The sequence below is a fragment of the Streptomyces sp. NPDC060194 genome (assembly GCF_042728285.1).
Classification (GTDB): Bacteria; Actinomycetota; Actinomycetes; order Streptomycetales; family Streptomycetaceae; genus Streptomyces.
This window is the reverse complement of record NZ_JBHWZH010000133.1, coordinates 1-15,570: the sequence shown is the minus strand read 5'-3', so window position 1 is coordinate 15,570 and position 15,570 is coordinate 1. Positions and strand designations below refer to the sequence as shown.

The 15,570-nt window shown below is 72.2% G+C and carries 13 protein-coding genes and 1 pseudogene; 9 read left to right on the top strand and 5 right to left on the bottom strand.

The window, feature by feature from the left end:
- The first annotated feature begins 290 nt into the window (after positions 1-290).
- The 8 genes from ACFWEG_RS23550 to ACFWEG_RS23515 all read left to right on the top strand — a co-directional run bounded on the left by ACFWEG_RS23550 (position 291) and on the right by ACFWEG_RS23515 (position 7,812).
- Positions 291-767 carry a DUF5709 domain-containing protein gene (locus ACFWEG_RS23550; protein ID WP_387218506.1) on the top strand — a complete coding sequence of 159 codons (477 nt, stop codon included), beginning with the start codon at positions 291-293 and terminating at the stop codon, positions 765-767.
- A gap of 410 nt (positions 768-1,177) precedes the next feature.
- A complete protein-coding gene (locus ACFWEG_RS23545; protein WP_387218502.1) occupies positions 1,178-2,209 on the top strand; it encodes a PRC and DUF2382 domain-containing protein in 1,032 nt (343 codons plus the stop codon).
- 167 nt (positions 2,210-2,376) lie between these two features.
- Complete coding sequence (locus ACFWEG_RS23540) at positions 2,377-2,787, top strand: hypothetical protein (protein WP_387218500.1); 411 nt, start codon at positions 2,377-2,379, stop codon at positions 2,785-2,787.
- Between the two features lie 161 nt (positions 2,788-2,948).
- Entirely contained in the window at positions 2,949-3,776 is an 828-nt protein-coding gene (locus ACFWEG_RS23535; protein WP_387218498.1) for a DUF4397 domain-containing protein, read from the top strand.
- 97 nt (positions 3,777-3,873) lie between these two features.
- Positions 3,874-4,563: a sortase domain-bontaining protein gene (locus ACFWEG_RS23530; protein ID WP_387218496.1), complete on the top strand. Its 690-nt coding sequence runs from the start codon at positions 3,874-3,876 to the stop codon at positions 4,561-4,563.
- Complete coding sequence (locus ACFWEG_RS23525) at positions 4,560-5,168, top strand: RNA polymerase sigma factor (RefSeq protein WP_387218494.1); 609 nt, start codon at positions 4,560-4,562, stop codon at positions 5,166-5,168. Before ACFWEG_RS23530 ends, ACFWEG_RS23525 begins: the two co-directional genes overlap by 4 nt.
- A complete protein-coding gene (locus tag ACFWEG_RS23520) occupies positions 5,155-6,129 on the top strand; it encodes an anti-sigma factor domain-containing protein (protein ID WP_387218492.1) in 975 nt (324 codons plus the stop codon). The genes ACFWEG_RS23525 and ACFWEG_RS23520 overlap by 14 nt, the downstream gene beginning before the upstream one ends.
- A gap of 132 nt (positions 6,130-6,261) precedes the next feature.
- A complete protein-coding gene (locus tag ACFWEG_RS23515) occupies positions 6,262-7,812 on the top strand; it encodes an aspartate:alanine exchanger family transporter (protein WP_387218490.1) in 1,551 nt (516 codons plus the stop codon).
- Between the two features lie 6 nt (positions 7,813-7,818).
- Here the strand turns inward: ACFWEG_RS23515 and ACFWEG_RS23510 are convergent, their stop codons facing one another.
- The 5 genes from ACFWEG_RS23510 to ACFWEG_RS23490 form a co-directional block, all read right to left on the bottom strand.
- A complete protein-coding gene (locus ACFWEG_RS23510; RefSeq protein ID WP_387218504.1) occupies positions 7,819-8,844 on the bottom strand; it encodes an LLM class flavin-dependent oxidoreductase in 1,026 nt (341 codons plus the stop codon).
- A 121-nt stretch (positions 8,845-8,965) separates the two neighbouring features.
- Positions 8,966-11,035, bottom strand: coding sequence for an iron ABC transporter permease (locus ACFWEG_RS23505; RefSeq protein ID WP_387218487.1), 2,070 nt, complete (start codon positions 11,033-11,035; stop codon positions 8,966-8,968).
- Between the two features lie 4 nt (positions 11,036-11,039).
- Positions 11,040-12,032 (bottom strand): ABC transporter substrate-binding protein, encoded by a 993-nt coding sequence (locus ACFWEG_RS23500; protein WP_387218485.1) that lies wholly within the window; start codon positions 12,030-12,032, stop codon positions 11,040-11,042.
- Positions 12,029-12,889, bottom strand: a complete 861-nt coding sequence (locus ACFWEG_RS23495) for an ABC transporter ATP-binding protein (protein WP_387218482.1) — start codon at positions 12,887-12,889, stop codon at positions 12,029-12,031. Before ACFWEG_RS23495 ends, ACFWEG_RS23500 begins: the two co-directional genes overlap by 4 nt.
- 734 nt (positions 12,890-13,623) lie before the next feature.
- Positions 13,624-14,370 (bottom strand): hypothetical protein, encoded by a 747-nt coding sequence (locus ACFWEG_RS23490; protein ID WP_387218480.1) that lies wholly within the window; start codon positions 14,368-14,370, stop codon positions 13,624-13,626.
- Between the two features lie 768 nt (positions 14,371-15,138).
- Here ACFWEG_RS23490 and ACFWEG_RS23485 point away from each other — a divergent pair.
- Positions 15,139-15,570 (top strand): annotated as a pseudogene (locus tag ACFWEG_RS23485) (dienelactone hydrolase family protein); the annotation flags it as partial.

Here is a 15,570-nt window from a genome sequence, read left to right as displayed (position 1 = left end):
TTCGCCGGCGTGGCGGGCCCGTGCCGTCGCCGCGTCCAGCAGCTCCAGAGCCTCGTCGGCCGTCCTGCCCGGGGCCCGGTTCCACGGGCCGATGAGGTCGCGCCAGCCCCTGCCGCGTCCCATCATTCTTGCGAGGTCCCCCGGGCGGATCGCGGGCACGGCGACGGAGAACGGCTCGTCGCCGATCAGGCATGACCCGCGCGTCGGGGGACAGACCTGTGACTGAACGGGCCGCTGCCCACGGCAGCCGGTGAAAGCGACTCCAGGAGGTTCCCGTGAGCAGCCAGGACATGGGCGACGAGGTGTACCAGCCGGGCGATCCGGACGACCAGCAGGCGGACGGGCCGATCGACCTCCAGAACGCCGTCGACGAACGCGACTACGACGAGATGCTCGACGAGGGCTACTCCCCGCCCGAGAAGCCGCTGGGCGTCACCAAGTACGGCACCACCGCCGCCGAGCAGCACGAGGGCGAGAGCCTCGACACCCGCCTCGCCCAGGAGGTCCCCGACGCGACCGCCCCCGACGGCGACGGGGTCGGCGACCTCCCCGCCGGCGAGGGCGAACCCCTCGACGACGAGGTCGGCGGGGAACGCGCGGGCCGCCTCACCGCCCCCGACGAGGGCACCCACGGCGACACCGTCAAGGAGATGATCGCCCGCGACGAGGGCATCGACGGCGGCGCGGCCAGCGCCGAGGAGGCCGCCGTCCACGTCATCGACGACGACCCCCTCCCGGACATCGACGCCACCGACGACCGCCGCTGACACCCCGCCGCCATCGACCGGCCGCCCCCTCACCCGGGCGGCCGGTCGACGCGTTCCACCCCGCCCCGCGCGCCCCGCAACCCCTACGGCACCGTGCGGCGGTGGCCCCGACCGTCGTCGGCCTCGCCTCGGCTTTGTCGACCGCCGCGCCGTCCGGGCCCGACTCGCCCCGTGACGGCGTGTCGCACGCCGCACGCGACGACCGGGCGTCACCCGAACGGCCTACATCCCGCCGCCGTCCCAGAGGGCCCGAAACGGCCGCACCACGCCGAGAAACGGCCCTCGAAGGCCGCGCGCACCCCCGAGATCGCGGATTGCGGCCGCTCGCGCCGTGCGGCCGGATGGACAGCGGGCGAGCTCCACCTGCTGGACCCATCCACAGGGCGCGCCCGGACGAGGAGGAATCTGACATGGGAGCCGCTGACGGTTTCATGGATTCCGAACAGCTCGACGGCCTGACGGTCTACGACAGCGACGGGGAGAAGGTCGGCAGCGTCGGCCGGGTCTACGTCGACGACGCCACCGGCAAGCCGGACTGGATCACCGTCAAGACCGGGCTGTTCGGGATGAAGGAGAGCTTCGTACCGCTCGCCGGGGCCCGGCGCGTGGGCACGGACCTGCACGTCACGCACACCAAGGACAGCGTCAAGGACGCCCCCAAGGTCGACGCGGACGCCCACCTCTCGGTCGCCGAGGAGGAGGAGCTCTACCGCCATTACGGCATGACGGACCGCTCGGCCGGCACGCTCGGCCAGGGCACCGCCGGCAACGCGGGAACCACCGGCGCCGACGGCCGCACCGCGACCGGCACGGCCGCCGCGGCCGCAGCCGGAACCGGCGCCGCCGGCACCCCGGGCAACGCCCGCCCGATGCCCGCCGCCGACCCCACCGCCGGCCACGGCAAGCACCGCGACACCGCCGCCACCGACCGGCCGCTGGCCGGTGCGGGCGCCGGCGCCGCCGCGATGAGCGGCCGGAGCGCCGCGGACCCGAACCGCAAGGACGAGCTGGTGCGCTCCGAGGAGCAGCTCCACGTCGGCACCGAGGAGTTCGAGAGCGGCAAGGCCCGCGTCCACAAGTACGTCGTGACGGAGAACGTCACCAAGACCGTGCCGGTCTCCCACGAGGAGGTCCGTCTGGTGCGCGAGCCGCTCCAGCCGGGCGAGAAGTCGGTCGGCCAGGCCGAGATCGGTGAACAGGACGTCGAGGTCACCCTGCACGCCGAGCGGGCCACCGTCCGCAAGGAGAGCGTCCCCGTCGAGCGAGTGCGCCTGGAGACCAGCAAGGTCACCGAGCAGCAGGAGGTCTCCGCCGAGGTCCGCAAGGAGCAGATCGAGTTCGCGGACGGCACGGAGAAGACCCGCGGCAAGGACACCACGCGCGGCGTCGACCCCACCCGCGGCAAGGGCCAGGGCCCCGAGCGCGGCGGCCCGCAGCGCTGACCCGCACACCCCGCACGTCACAGGGACGGCATCCCCACCGGGATGCCGTCCCTGTGACGTGGTGCGCCCACGGTTGGCGAGCCGAAACGGCTCATTCCATACTCGAATCACCCAAAGTCACCATTTGTGGACGCATAGTGATGATCGCACCTGCTCGAGGAGCCGACATGTCCCGCACCCCTACCGCCCGCATCACCGGTTCCCTCACCCTGGCGGCCGCCGCACTGCTGTGGTCCGCCCCGTCCGCCGCGGCCGACACCACCAGCAGCGCGGAATGCGTCATCTCCGTGACCGTGAAGGCGGACGCCGCCGACGCGGTCCCCCAGAGCGCCACGACGGCCGTCGCCCCCATGCGCAAGGAGGTCACCGTCGCCCAGGGCACCTGCTCCGGCCAGTCCTCGGCCATCACCGCGGCCCTGGCCGAGACGATGCTCGCCGCCAGCGCCTCCCGGGCGGACGCCGCGACCCTCGGCCTCGCCCCGGCCCTCGGCGGCCCGGCACCCCTGACCACCGGCCACAGCACCCTGCCCACCGCCGTACTGCTCCACGACGGCCTCCTCGACCCGGACCTGCCGTAGTCCCGGCAGCAACCGCGACCGACCGAGCCCGCCGGACGCGTCCCGCCCCGTCACCGCGCCCCCCGCGAACAAAAGCGCGCCGAGATGAAACCGTGCGCCCCTCCCTCGCGGAAAGCCTCCTCACAGACCCCCGACAGGGGTCATGTCGAAGGGAACAGGCCATGAACTCCCGTCCCACCGCCGCCGCCCTCACCCTCGGAGCGATCGCCGCGCTGAGCCTGTCCACGGCAGGACCCTCGTTCGCCGCCCCAGGCGACGACGAGGCCACCGTCTCGGTGTTCCACGGCGTGCCGGGCCTCACGGTCGACGTCTACGCCAACGGCGAGGAGCTCCTGCCGAACTTCGAGCCGGGCACCCTCACCGACCCGCTCGAGCTCCCCGGCGGCAGCTACGACATCCAGGTGTTCGCGGACGGCGAGGGCCCCGACGGGACCCCCGCCATCGAGAAGAAGGTCGACGTCCCCGCGGGCGCCAACGCCACCCTCGTCGCCCACCTGGACGCGAGCGGCAAGCCCGCGCTGAACGCGTTCGTCAACGACGTCTCCAAGGTCCCGGCCGGCGAGGCCCGGCTCACCGTCCGCCACGTCGCCGCGGCCCCGGCCGTCGACGTCCGCGCGGGCGGCGAGCCCGTCTTCGAGGGGCTCGAGAACCCCAAGGAGGACAAGGGCGAGGTGCCCGCGGGCACCGTCGAGGCCGACGTGACCCTCGCCGGCACCGACACCGTCGCCATCGGCCCCGCCGACCTCGACCTCGCCGAGGGCACCAACACCGTCGTCTACGCGTGGGGCAGCGCCGAGGACGACAACCTCGCCCTCAAGACGCAGACCATCAAGGACCTGCATTCCGCGCCGGGCGGCGTCCCGGCCGGCGAGACCGGTGAGGCGGCCACCAACAGCGCCGGCCTGCCCGGCTGGGCCTACGGCGCCGGCGGACTCGCGGCGATCGCCGTCGTCGCCGCCGGTCTGCGCCTGAACGCGGTGAAGAAGTAGACCGACCTCCTCCTCGAAGGCCCCTGGGGTGGAGCCGCGTCCATGACGCGGCCCCGCCCCAGGGGCCCGGACCCTCCACCCGAAAGGCACGCCGCCGATGCCCCCACCCCCTCCCCGCCGGCGTCCGCCGAGGCGCGGCCTCCTCTGGCTCTGCCTGGCGGTGGCACTGGCGGTCCTCGGCGGCGTCAGCGCGTACGCCCTCGCCTCCGGGGACGGGTCGGCGCCGGCCGACTTCGGCGCGGCCCCCGCCGACTCCGCTCCGGGCCGTACCGCGCCCACCGGGGGGCCGGCGACCACCGCCCCGGACACCCCCGCGTCCGCACCGGAATCCCCGGCCCCCGCCCCACGGCGGCTCACGCTCCCGCGCGTCGGGGTGGAGGCTCCGGTCGTGCCCGTGGGAGTGGCGAAGGACGGCGAGGCAGAGGTCCCGAAGGACGCGCGCGAGGTCGGCTGGTACCGCTTCGGCCCCGCACCCGGTGCGAAGGCCGGCTCCGCGGTGATCGTCGGCCACGTCGACTCGCAGACCCAGGGCCTCGGCGTCCTCGCGAAGCTCCGCGAGGTCCGCGAGGGCGACCGGGTCCAGGTCCGGGCCGTGGACGGCAGCACCCGCGACTACCGGATCACCACCCGCCGCACCGTCGCCAAGCAGAGCCTGGACGACCTCCGACCCTTCCGCCGCGACGGCTCCCCGGTCCTCACCCTGATCACCTGCACGGGCCCCTACCTGAAGGAGAAGGGCGGCTACCAGGAGAACCTCGTCGTCACGGCCGTCCCGGAGGCGAGATGACGATGCTGTGGGGCGGGCCCCTGGTCCTGCGGGCTAGTCTGTCCACCGTGCCGCCGCTCACGGATGAAGAGGTCGCCAAGGGATTCGCCACGGGCGACGAATCGTGCCTCAATGAGGCCTACCTGCGCTGGGGTGTACTCATCTACACCGTGGCGAACCGCACCCTCGGCGACGCCGACGAGGCCAAGGACGTCACCCAGCAGGTCTTCGTCGGCGCCTGGCGCGGACGCACCGGGTACGCGCCCGAGCGCGGCTCCTTCCCGGCCTGGCTGATGGGCATCACCCGCAGGAAGATCGCCGACGCCCTCACCCAGCGCTCACGGCGCCGCCGGGACGTGGAAGCCGTGATGTCCGCCCAAACCGACGGGGACATCGGCTACGAATCACCCGCAGAGGGCGTCGTCGACCGCTTCCTGGTCCTCGACGAACTCTCCGGACTGCCGCAACCGCAACAACAGGTCCTGCGCCTGGCCTTCTTCGAAGACCTCACCCAGACCCAGATCGCGGAGCGGACCGGACTGCCGCTGGGAACGGTCAAGACGCACACGAGGCGCGGGCTCATGAAGCTCAGGCGCAGGCTGGAGGTGGACGGTGCAGCACACTGATCAGGAGTACCTGGCCCTGATGGCCCTGGGCGAGGCACCGCCGATCGCCGACCAGCGCCACGTGGAGAGCTGCCCGGAGTGCACGGCCGAGCTGCTCGCCTTCCGGCGCGCCGTCGGCGCGGCCCGCTCCGCCACCCTCGCCGACCTGCCCCTGCAGCCGCCGCCCAGCGTCTGGGCCGGCATCGCCGCCGAACTCGACCTGTCCGACCCCACCCACCCGCAGGACTCCGGAGACCCCACCCCTGACCGGACCACCGGCCGCGAGGACGACCCCACCCCGGACCGGACCTCCGGCCGCGACGACAACCCCGGCCCTTCGGCCGACCCCACCCCGTCGGCTGACCCCACCCCGTCGGCTGACCCCACCCCGTCGGCTGACCCCACCCCGTCGGCTGACCCCGGCCCCTCGGCCGCCACGGCCCCGCAGCCCGGCCCGCGGCCCGACTCATCCACCCCGCCCCCCACCACCGACCCCACCCCGCAACCGCCCGCCCCCGGCCGCGCCCCCCGCGCCTCCCGGCGCTCGCTGCGGCTCTCCCTCGCCCTCGCCGCCTGCGCCGCCCTCATCGGCGCCGCCATCGGCGGCGGCCTCACCTGGCGGCTCGCCGACCGCGACGACTCCTCCTCCGTCGCCGGCCCCACGCAGCAGCTCGAACCCCTCGTCCCCGCCGCCCTCGGCACCGCCCGGCTCGGCGACTCCGACGGACAGCGCAAACTCGACATCACCGTCGACGGACTGCCCAAGACCTCCGGCTACTTCGAGGTCTGGCTCATGGACCGCGACCACAAGAAGCTCATCTCCATGGGCGTCCTCGGCCCCGACGGCCACGCGGTCCTCCCCGTGCCCGACAACGTCGACCTCGACGAGTACTCGGTCGTCGACGTCTCCGACCAGCCCTACAACGGCAAGCCGGACCACTCCGGCAAGAGCGTCGTGCGCGGCGCCTACGCCGCGAGCTGATCGCCGCCGGCCCGCCGCGGCCCGAATGGCGGCCCTCCCCGACCTGGAAGATCATGGGCCCGGACAGGCGCACGCGCTTCGTACCAGGGGAAGGGCCCGGCCGTGTGGCAGTTCTTCGCAGACAACCCGTGGGTGACCGTCTTCGCCGTGATCACGGTGGGTGCACTCCTCGGCATGGTCAGGTTCGGCCCGGTCAAGCTCGGCGCGGCAGGCGTGCTGTTCGTCGGCCTCCTCGTCGGCGCACTGGACCCCGACATCGGCCCCGCCGTCCCCGCGGGCGTCTCCGCCCTCGGCCTCGCCCTGTACGTCTACACCGTCGGCCTGGAGTCCGGGCCTGCGTTCTTCCGTGAACTGCGCGGCCAGCTCGCCGTCATGGCCGGCGCGGTCGTCGCCCTCGCCCTGACCGCCGTCGTCGTCGGCGTCGTCGGCCACGCGGGCTTCGGGATCAGCGGCCCCTACCTCGCGGGCGGCTACGCCGGCATCGGCACCACCACCCCCGGCCTCGCCGCCGCCCAGGCCGCCTCCGACGACCCCGCCCAGCCGGCCGTCGGGTACGCCATCGGCTACCCGATGGCCGTCGTCATCACCATCGTGTTCGTCGCGGCGATCGCCGCCCGCCGCACCTGGCAGGCCCGCCGCGACCCCGACTCCGGCCTCCCGTCCAAACTCGTCACCCACACGGTCCAGGTCACCCGCGACGCCCACTGGAGCGACGTGCCCGGCGTCACCGCCCGACGCGTCCTCGCCAGCGAACACCGCCCCGCCGGCGCCGAGACCCGCGTCGCCCGCACCCTCGACCGGCTCGCCCCCGGCGACCAGGTCGTGCTGGTCGGCGGCAAGGACGACCTCCAGGCCGCCACCGCCTACCTCGGCGTCCCCGCCGCCCGCGACCTCCTCGACGACCGCCACGCCGTCGACTACCGCCGCATCCTGCTCACCGATCCCGCCCTCGCCGGCCACAGCGTCGCCGAACTCGGCCTCGAGGAGCGCTACGGGGCCATCGTCAGCCGGGTCCGGCGCGGCGACTTCGACATGCTCGCCCACGACGACCTCGTCCTGCAGCTCGACGACCGGCTCAGGGTCGTCATGCCGCGGGAGCAGGCGGGTGCCGTCAGCGCCTACCTCGGCGACACCGAGACCAAGGTCAGCGAGGTCAGCGCCGTCAGCCTCGGCCTCGGCCTCGCCCTCGGCTTCCTCATCGGCATCCCCTCCCTCACCCTCGGCAGCACCACCCTCGCCCTCGGCACCGGCGCCGGGCCGCTGGTGATGGGCATGATCCTCGGCTGGCGCCGCCGCACAGGACCCCTGGTCTGGACGCTCCCCACCCGGGCCAACCTCACCCTGCGGCAGATCGGCCTGCTGCTCTTCCTCGCCGTCGTCGGCCTGACCTCCGGCTACTCCTTCCGGCAGAACGCGTTCTCCGCCCTCGGCCTGAAACTGCTGTGCGTCCTCGCCGTGGGAGCCGTCGTCAGCTACGCCCTGATGGTCCTGGTCGCCCGACTCCTCGGCCAGAGCCGGGAACGCACCATGGGCCTGCTCGCCGGCTACGTCGGCAACCCCGCGATCCTCGCCTACGCCAACGGCCGCGCCACCGACAGCCGCGTCAACGCCGGCTACTCCACCCTCTTCGCCCTCGCCATCCTCGTGAAGATCGTCTGCATCCAGCTCATCGTGGGCCTCTGACCCTTGTCAGGATGGGACGACGGACCCGCCCGGCCGCCACCCCAGCGCCGGCCCCAGGAGCGTCGCGATGTCGGTCAGGATCTGCACGTAGTCGTCGTACTCGAACGTGAACGGCAGCGCGAACGCCACCTCGTCCACCTCCCGGAACGCCGCGTCCGCGTACAACCGCTCCGCGATGTGCGCGGACGGCCCCACCAGGTCGGGCGCGAACATCAACCGCGCCTGCCCCTGCGGCCGCCCGGTCCGCGCCGACCTGCCCCGCGCGTACTCCTCGTACCGCGCCCGCTGCTCCCGCGACGCCGAATCGGTGGGGACCACCACCAGTCCCTGCGACACCCGCGCCCGGACGCCGTCGGGATGACGGTCACGGAAGGCCCGCACGTGCGACAGCTGGATCGCCCCGAAGTCCTCCGACCGCTCCGCTTTCACCACACTGCTGGTCAGGAAGTTCATCCCGTTGGCCCCCGCCCACTGTGCCGACCGCAGGCTCGCCCCGCCGTACCACAGGCGCGACGCCAACCCGGGGGAGTGCGGCTGGACCCGCTCGGAGAACACCTCGATCCCCTCCGTGCCGCCGAAGTCCGTCGCGGGCACGCCCCGCACGAAGTCCAGCAGCCGGCGCACCCGCTCGTACCCGAAGTCCTCGGCCTCGGCGGTGTCCGGGTACAGGGCCCCGCGCACCTGCTCGAAGTGCGTCGGCGGACCCACACTCACCCCCGGCTCCAACCGGCCCCCCGACAGCACGTCCACCGTCGCCAGGTCCTCCGCCAACCGCAGCGGGTTCTCCCACCCCAGCGGGATCACCGCCGTCCCCAGCCGGATCCGGCGCGTCCGCTGCGACGCCGCCGCGAGCACCGCCACCGGCGAGGAGATCCCGTACTGCAGATGCCGGTGACGCACCCACGCACTGTCGAACCCCAGCTGCTCACCCAACTCGATCAACCGCAGCGTGGACTCGTGCCCCGGTCCCGGATCGCGCCCGTCGAACAACCCGATCGTCAGAAACCCCAGACTGCGCAACGGCTCGGACATCTCCGGCACGAACGCCCCTCCCTCGTCCACGGCGGGTGCGGACCGCCCGCCTCGCTCCGACCGGCGTCAACACCGGTTCGAGCGAGGCCATTCCGATCACCGGAGGCTGCCGCCGCCGGACCTACCGCCGGCTCCGCACCAGCAGATACAGGAAGTACGGCGTACCGATCACCGCCGTCATCAACCCCGCACCCAACTGCGCCGGCGCGATCACCGTCCGGCCCACGACATCCGCCGTCCCCACCAGCACCGCCCCCAGCAGCATCGCCACCGGCACCACCCGCACATGCCGGCGCCCCACCAGAGCGCGGGCCGCGTGCGGCGCCACCAGACCGACGAAGCTGATCAATCCCGCCGCGGCGACCGCGCTCCCGCTGAGCAGTACGGCCAGCACCAGGAACACCAGCCGGGCCCGCGTCAGATCCAGACCCAGCAGGCGTGGGGTGTGATCGTCGAGCGAAACCAGATCCAGGTCCCTGCGCCGCACCAGCGCCACCCCGACGCTCAGCAGCAGTGCCGCGAGCAACGGCATCGCGTCCTGCAGCGTCCGCCCGTAGGTCGAACCCGACAGCCACGTCATCGCCTTGGTCGCGTTGAACGGGTCGGTCAGCACGATCAACAGGCTGATCACCGCCGTCGCCGCCGTGGCGAACCCGATCCCGACGAGCACGAGCCGGTTCTGCTCGAACCCGCCCCGCGCCGACAGCCCGAACACGACGACCGCAGCCACCGCTGCCCCCGCGAAGGCCGCCCCCGCGATGCTCCAGGACCCCACGACCGGCACCGTCGTCACCAGCACGACCGCACCGAGTGCGGCCCCGCCGGAGACACCCATCACCCCCGGCTCGGCCAGCGGATTACGGGTCACCGCCTGCACCAGCGTGCCCGCCAGAGCCAGCGCCGCACCCGCCAGGAGCGCCGCCACCACTCTCGGCACGCGGGTGTCCAGGACGAACGAAACACCCTGTCCCGCGCGCCCCTGCGCCCAGTTCGCGACATCCCCGAGCAGCAGCTTGCTGTCCCCGAGCAGCACCCCGGCGACCACCACCCCGACCAGGACGGCCGCCAGCACACCGAGGACGGTGGCGAACACCGCCCGGCTGCGGATCCGCAGCCGGTCCGGAGCGGCCGCCTGCCCGGTGTCCCGCACCCGCACCGCCATCGACACCAGGAACACCGCACCGATGAGACTCGTCACCACCCCCGTGGGCACCTCGACCGCCCGGTCCGCCGGCACCACCGCCCGCAGCAGCACGTCCGCACCCAGCACCAGCGCCGCCCCCGCCAGACCCGCGAACGGCACCCCGACCCGGGCCCGCAGCAACGGCCGGCACCGCCTCGCCAGCGGCCGCACGAGCGCCGGCGCACACAGCCCGACGAACCCCACCGGCCCGGCCAGCGTCACCGCGGCCGCCGACAGCATCGCCGCCAGCACCACCGAGACGATCCGCGTGGTGCGGACGTCGACGCCCAGACCGGTCGCCGCGTCGTCACCGAGCCCCAACGCGTCGACCCGCGCGGCCACGACGAGCAACCCGGCCAGCGCCACCACGACGAGCGGCAGCAGCTGCACCACACCGTCGAACCCGTTCTGCCCGATGCTGCCCTGGTTCCACTGGTACAGCCCCTGCGTCTCCTGCGGGAACAGCAACAGCAACCCGTCGGTCACCGCCCCGAGCCCCAGCGCCAGCGCGGTCCCCGCCAGCACGAGCCGCACCGTCCCCGCACCCAGCCCCGACAACCCGAGCACGACGGCCGCCGTGGCGACACCGCCGACGAACGCCACCCCGGAGGAGGCCGCGAACGGCAGCGACACCCCCGTGACGGCCGCCACCGCCAACGCCAGGTACGACCCCGCGTTCACCGCCAGCGTGTCGGGCGAGGCCAACACGTTCCGGCTGACCCGCTGCAACAGGGCCCCCGCCATCCCCAGGGCGACCCCCACGAGCAGCCCGGCGACCATCCGCGGCATCCGCGACGCGACGAGGACCGACGCGTCACCCTCCTCGGCGCGCCCGGACAGCGCCTTCCACACCTCCGACGGGCCGACGGAGGCCGTGCCCTGGGTGATGTCGACGGCGGCGAGAACCGCGACCAGGAGCACGAGCACGGCCGTCACCGCGGCCGCCCCGGTCCGTGACGTGACTCCCTTCGCCGGACGTGATGCGGCACTCGTTGCGGTGACGGCCATGGTGCTACTTCGTCAGCGCGGCGACGACGGAGTCGACGTAAGCGCTCATCGAGTCCGGCCCGCCGAACATCCACACACCGTCGGGCAGCCGGTGCACGTTGCCCTGCTTCACGAACGGCAGGCCCTTCCACACCGCGTTGTCCTCGAGCTCCTTGCCGAACGGGTTGCTGGCCGCGTCGTTCTCGTTGCCGATGTAGGCGAACTCCACGTCACCGAGCTTCGACAGCCCCTCGACATCCGTCGTGGCAAGCCCGTACGCCTTGTCACCCTCCATCGTCCAGGCGTTCTTCAGCCCGATCCGCTCGTTGACCGCACCGATGAGCGACGTGCTCGTGTACGGGCGGATCGAGACCTGCTTGGAGACGACGTACCCGTCCGCGAACGCGAACTCCCGGCCCGCCAGACCCGCTTCGTCGAGCTGCTTCTCGGCATCGGCCAGCGTGGCGTCGAAGTCCTTCTTCAGCGCCTCGGCCCGGTCCGTGGTCCCCGTCGCCTTCGCGATGAGATCCAGGTTCTCCGTCATCTGCCCGATCTGGTCGGTACCGTCCGCGGAGGTGAGCGTCAGCACCGGAGCGACCTTCCGCAGCTGCTTCACCGCCGCCGCCGGCAGGTCACTGGTCGCGACGATCAGATCCGGCGTCAGCGACGCGACGGTGTCCATGCTGGGCTCGCCACGCGTACCGATGTCCGTCGGCTCGTTCTTCAGCGGCACGACGTCGTCCCAGGCCGCATAGCCCTTCACGTCGGCCACACCCACCGGGTCGACACCGAGCGTCACCAGGTTCTCGACGACGTTCCACTCGGTGCCCACCACCTTCTTCGCGGGACCGTCGAGCTTCACCTCCGTCCCCGTGGCATCGGTCAGGGTGATCGCCTCGGACTTCGGCTTCCCCTTCCCCTCTTCGACGGAGGGCTTCGCGGGCTCGGTGGTCCCGCAGGCGGACAGAACGACGGCGGCGGCGGTCGAGGCGGCCGCGGCGATCAGGAGTCGTCTCATGAGGTGGTGCTGAGCCTTTCGCTTCTGGTGTGGTGACGGCCTATCGCGCGAGTGCGCAGACGACCGGTCAGCGGATCTGGTTCGACTTCGATGCGGATGCTGTACACGGCGGTGAGGCGCTCGGGCGTCAGCACCTCGTCGGGCACACCGTCCGCGACGACCCGCCCCTCCTCGAGCAGCACGATCCGGTCCGCGACCGCCGCGGCCTGGTCGAGATCGTGCAGCACGACCCCGAGCGCGATGCGGTGCTCGTCCGCCAACTCACGTACGAGATCCAGCAGCTCGACCTGGTACCGCAGGTCGAGATAGGTCGTCGGCTCGTCGAGCAGCAGCACCCCGGTCTCCTGAGCGAGACAGCTGGCCAGCCACACACGCTGCAACTGCCCTCCGGAGAGATGCTCCGCCCCCCGATCCTGCAACTCCTCGACCCCGGTCAGCCGCAGCGCACGGTCCACCGCCACCCGGCCCCCGGGATCCGCCCGCCCCCAGCGCCCTCGGTACGGGTAACGGCCGAACTCGACCACGTCCCGCACCGTCAGACCACTGGGCGTCGGCCGCCCCTGCGTCAACAGGGCCACCCGCCGCGCGAACTCCCGCAAGGACAGCGCCAGTCCGTCGGTCTCCGCATCGATCGTCAGCGTCGCCGAGCGCGGCCGCTGCAACCGCGCCAGGGTCCGCAGCAGCGTCGACTTCCCGCTCCCGTTCGGCCCGACGAGCACCGTCACCTCGCCCGGCCGCAGAGTGATCGCCGCACCGTGCACGACATCGACCCCGTCGTACGCCACGGTCACATCCGCAGCCGACAACCGATGCCCACGCCCCACGGACGCGCCGCCCGCCTCTTCACCAGATCTCACAACGCAAAGGTTAGCCTAACCTAAATGCCCTCTCGCTCCACCCCCTCCAGACCGCCGCACGCGCGACGTCCAGTACGAACATCGCCCACCCTTCCGCCCCCACCCGACACCCCACATCCCCCGACCGAGTGGTGCACGCATCCCCCCATCCCACCCGGCCATCCCACCCCGCCCCATCCGGCACAATTCGCAACCAGGGCCTCCGAGTGGTGTTGTCGTGCTGTTGCAGTTCGTCGATCAACAGCTCGGAGGCCACCCCACCCCCGAATGTCGGGCCCCGCCCCGTGTCCGGCGCCAAAAGGGCCGCCGCTCGGGCCTCGTCGCCTCCGACGTTCCGGGGCCGAGCAGCCCCGCTCGCGGCGCCGAGGCCGGGCTCCCGCGGAAGTTTCGGCCCGTTCGCGGGGGCGCCCCCCCGCCAAGTGGCGGTCGCATGAGGAGATGCCCGAGCCCGGGAGTTGTCGATGACGTCCTCGTCTCCGACCGCAACATCAGCGACTGAGCGAGCACCGGAGTGGGGTGGGCATGTCCCATCCGCCGTAGCGCGCCGATTCGTTGGCCTGGGAAGCGCTCGAAAGATCAGAAGGACCCCTGAACTGCACCGGGGCCCTGTGCGAAGCGAAGTCATCGGTAGCGACGGACGTATGGGGTGCATGACTGGTTCTGTCGCCGTCAGGACGTGCGCGCGGTGATGTCCCGTGGCGTAGTGAAGCCGACCGTGGCGGGTCCGACGCTGGTCAGGTGCGGTTTTCTTCGGTGAGCCGCACCAGGACGTCCAGATCCGGTACGTCGAGTGCCGGTATTCGCAGCCAGTCGAAAGGTAACCCGTGTGCGCCGCCGTCGACCTCGTACTCCATGCGGAGCATCGCCCCCAGTTCCTCCTCGTCCTCGGAGAAGATGACGACGCTGTAGCGGCATGAGGTGATGGTGTGCCAGGGAATCTTCTTTCCGTGATGGTGCAGCCCGTCGGGCGTGGCGGTCAGCGGGCCGAAATGTACTTGTCCGCCGGCCGCGAGTCTCGCCTTCGCCCTGGTGAGATGCAGTTCGGTCACCGGAGCATTGACGCGCTGCATCAGCGGCGCGATGACGGAGGGTGGCGAGGACGACAGCTGGCCGTTGCGGAAGGCAGCCTCCGGTGTCACGACGGGCGGGTCTGCCAGCAGTGAGCCCACGACCGTGCCGTCGGTGAACTCCAGCAGCAGCTCGTGCAGCCACTTCGTGATCATCAAGCCGTTGGCCGCTTCGCCGTCCATGTCGTTCGCATGCCACAGGTGGGCGACATCCGACCATCGGTAGGGGCGGTGCGTATTGCCGTCGCTCAGCACCACGCCGTCATCATGCACGGCCAGCGTCACCTGCCGCCGCCCGTCAGGTCCGTCGATGTGCGCAGGCAGCGTCCCGTGCGCCTCGGCCGAGAAATACTGCTCGCCCGTTACCGGCCCACCCTTCTCCGGCGCGGACTTCTTTTGCCACCAACGAGCCACGGGCTCCCTCCCTGGCGCCGGAACGTGACTGCGATCAACCTTGACCGCCGATCACACTATCCGGCGGGCAGATCCGGGACCAGAGCATCCCAACAACGGCTCCGGTCAATCTCCCCGCACCCATGCGGCTTCGGAAGTTCACCGGTGCCCGCTCCAACCTCACCGCTCGATCGCGGGCCCGCTTACGGAGAAATTGAAGCACCGACGAAGTGGCGGCCGTGACCCTGGATGTTGAACACAGGAGACAGCGGTGTGGACGCTCACGTGATTCCCCAGCCAGAGGTTCACGATCTGTCCCATTGGGATCCCGGAGTTCGTGTCGTGGGCGCTATCGTCTGGCGGCGGAATGTGGATGCCCCGCCCGTGCGTCCTGCCTGGGCTGGAGGCGCGGGTAGAACCGCGTCATGACGTACCGGTTCACTGCGCGTGTCGCGCTCTGCTCGCCGTCGACATCACTGCCCGTGAATGCCTCGACGGTGGCCTGCGATTCCCACCGCTCGTAGATGGCCCGGATCCCCGAGCTGCTCACGCATGTCGGCCGGTGCCCTGAGGCCGGCCGGCCGGGGTCTTGGGGTTCTGCCCCGATGCTGGGGCCGCGATGCAAGCGGAACGCGTGATCGTCTCCGGGCCCTCGTCCCGGCGCTTCCCGGTCGACGTTCTCCCTGCGGTCCGCGTGGTGTCGATGGCCTGGGTCCTTGATCGGCGCGGTGTTCCGCCGGTGGCGGAACATCGGGCGAAGCGGGTTCGACGACCATTAGCGTCTGAGGTTTGACGTGGTCGACGGTGCGTGCGGTCGGGTATCGGGCCGATGGTTTGGCCATGGTCGGGTATGTTGCGTTCCTGGCCGGTGTGGGGCGCGGGCCGGTGGTGCTGCTCGGACCGGAGGGGATGGGGCTCAGCGGCGTCGAGCGGCGTCGAGCGGCGGTGGGCCGGTGCTCTGGCCGGACTGGGTTGTGTCGTGCTGGCCTTCGACCTCCTCGGCGGGCGCTGTCTGGGCGATCCCGTAGAGGTGCTGGCCCGCTGCCTGCCGCTGCTGGTCGATCCCGACCGGATGCGGGGCATCGGCCATGCGGCGCTCGACGTGTTGCGTACCGAAGTGCGGTCCGATCCCGACCGGATCGTCGCCGTCGGTTACGGCACCGGAGGCGCGGTCGCGCTGGAACTCGGGCGTGACGGTGTTGATCTGCGGGCGATCGGAAC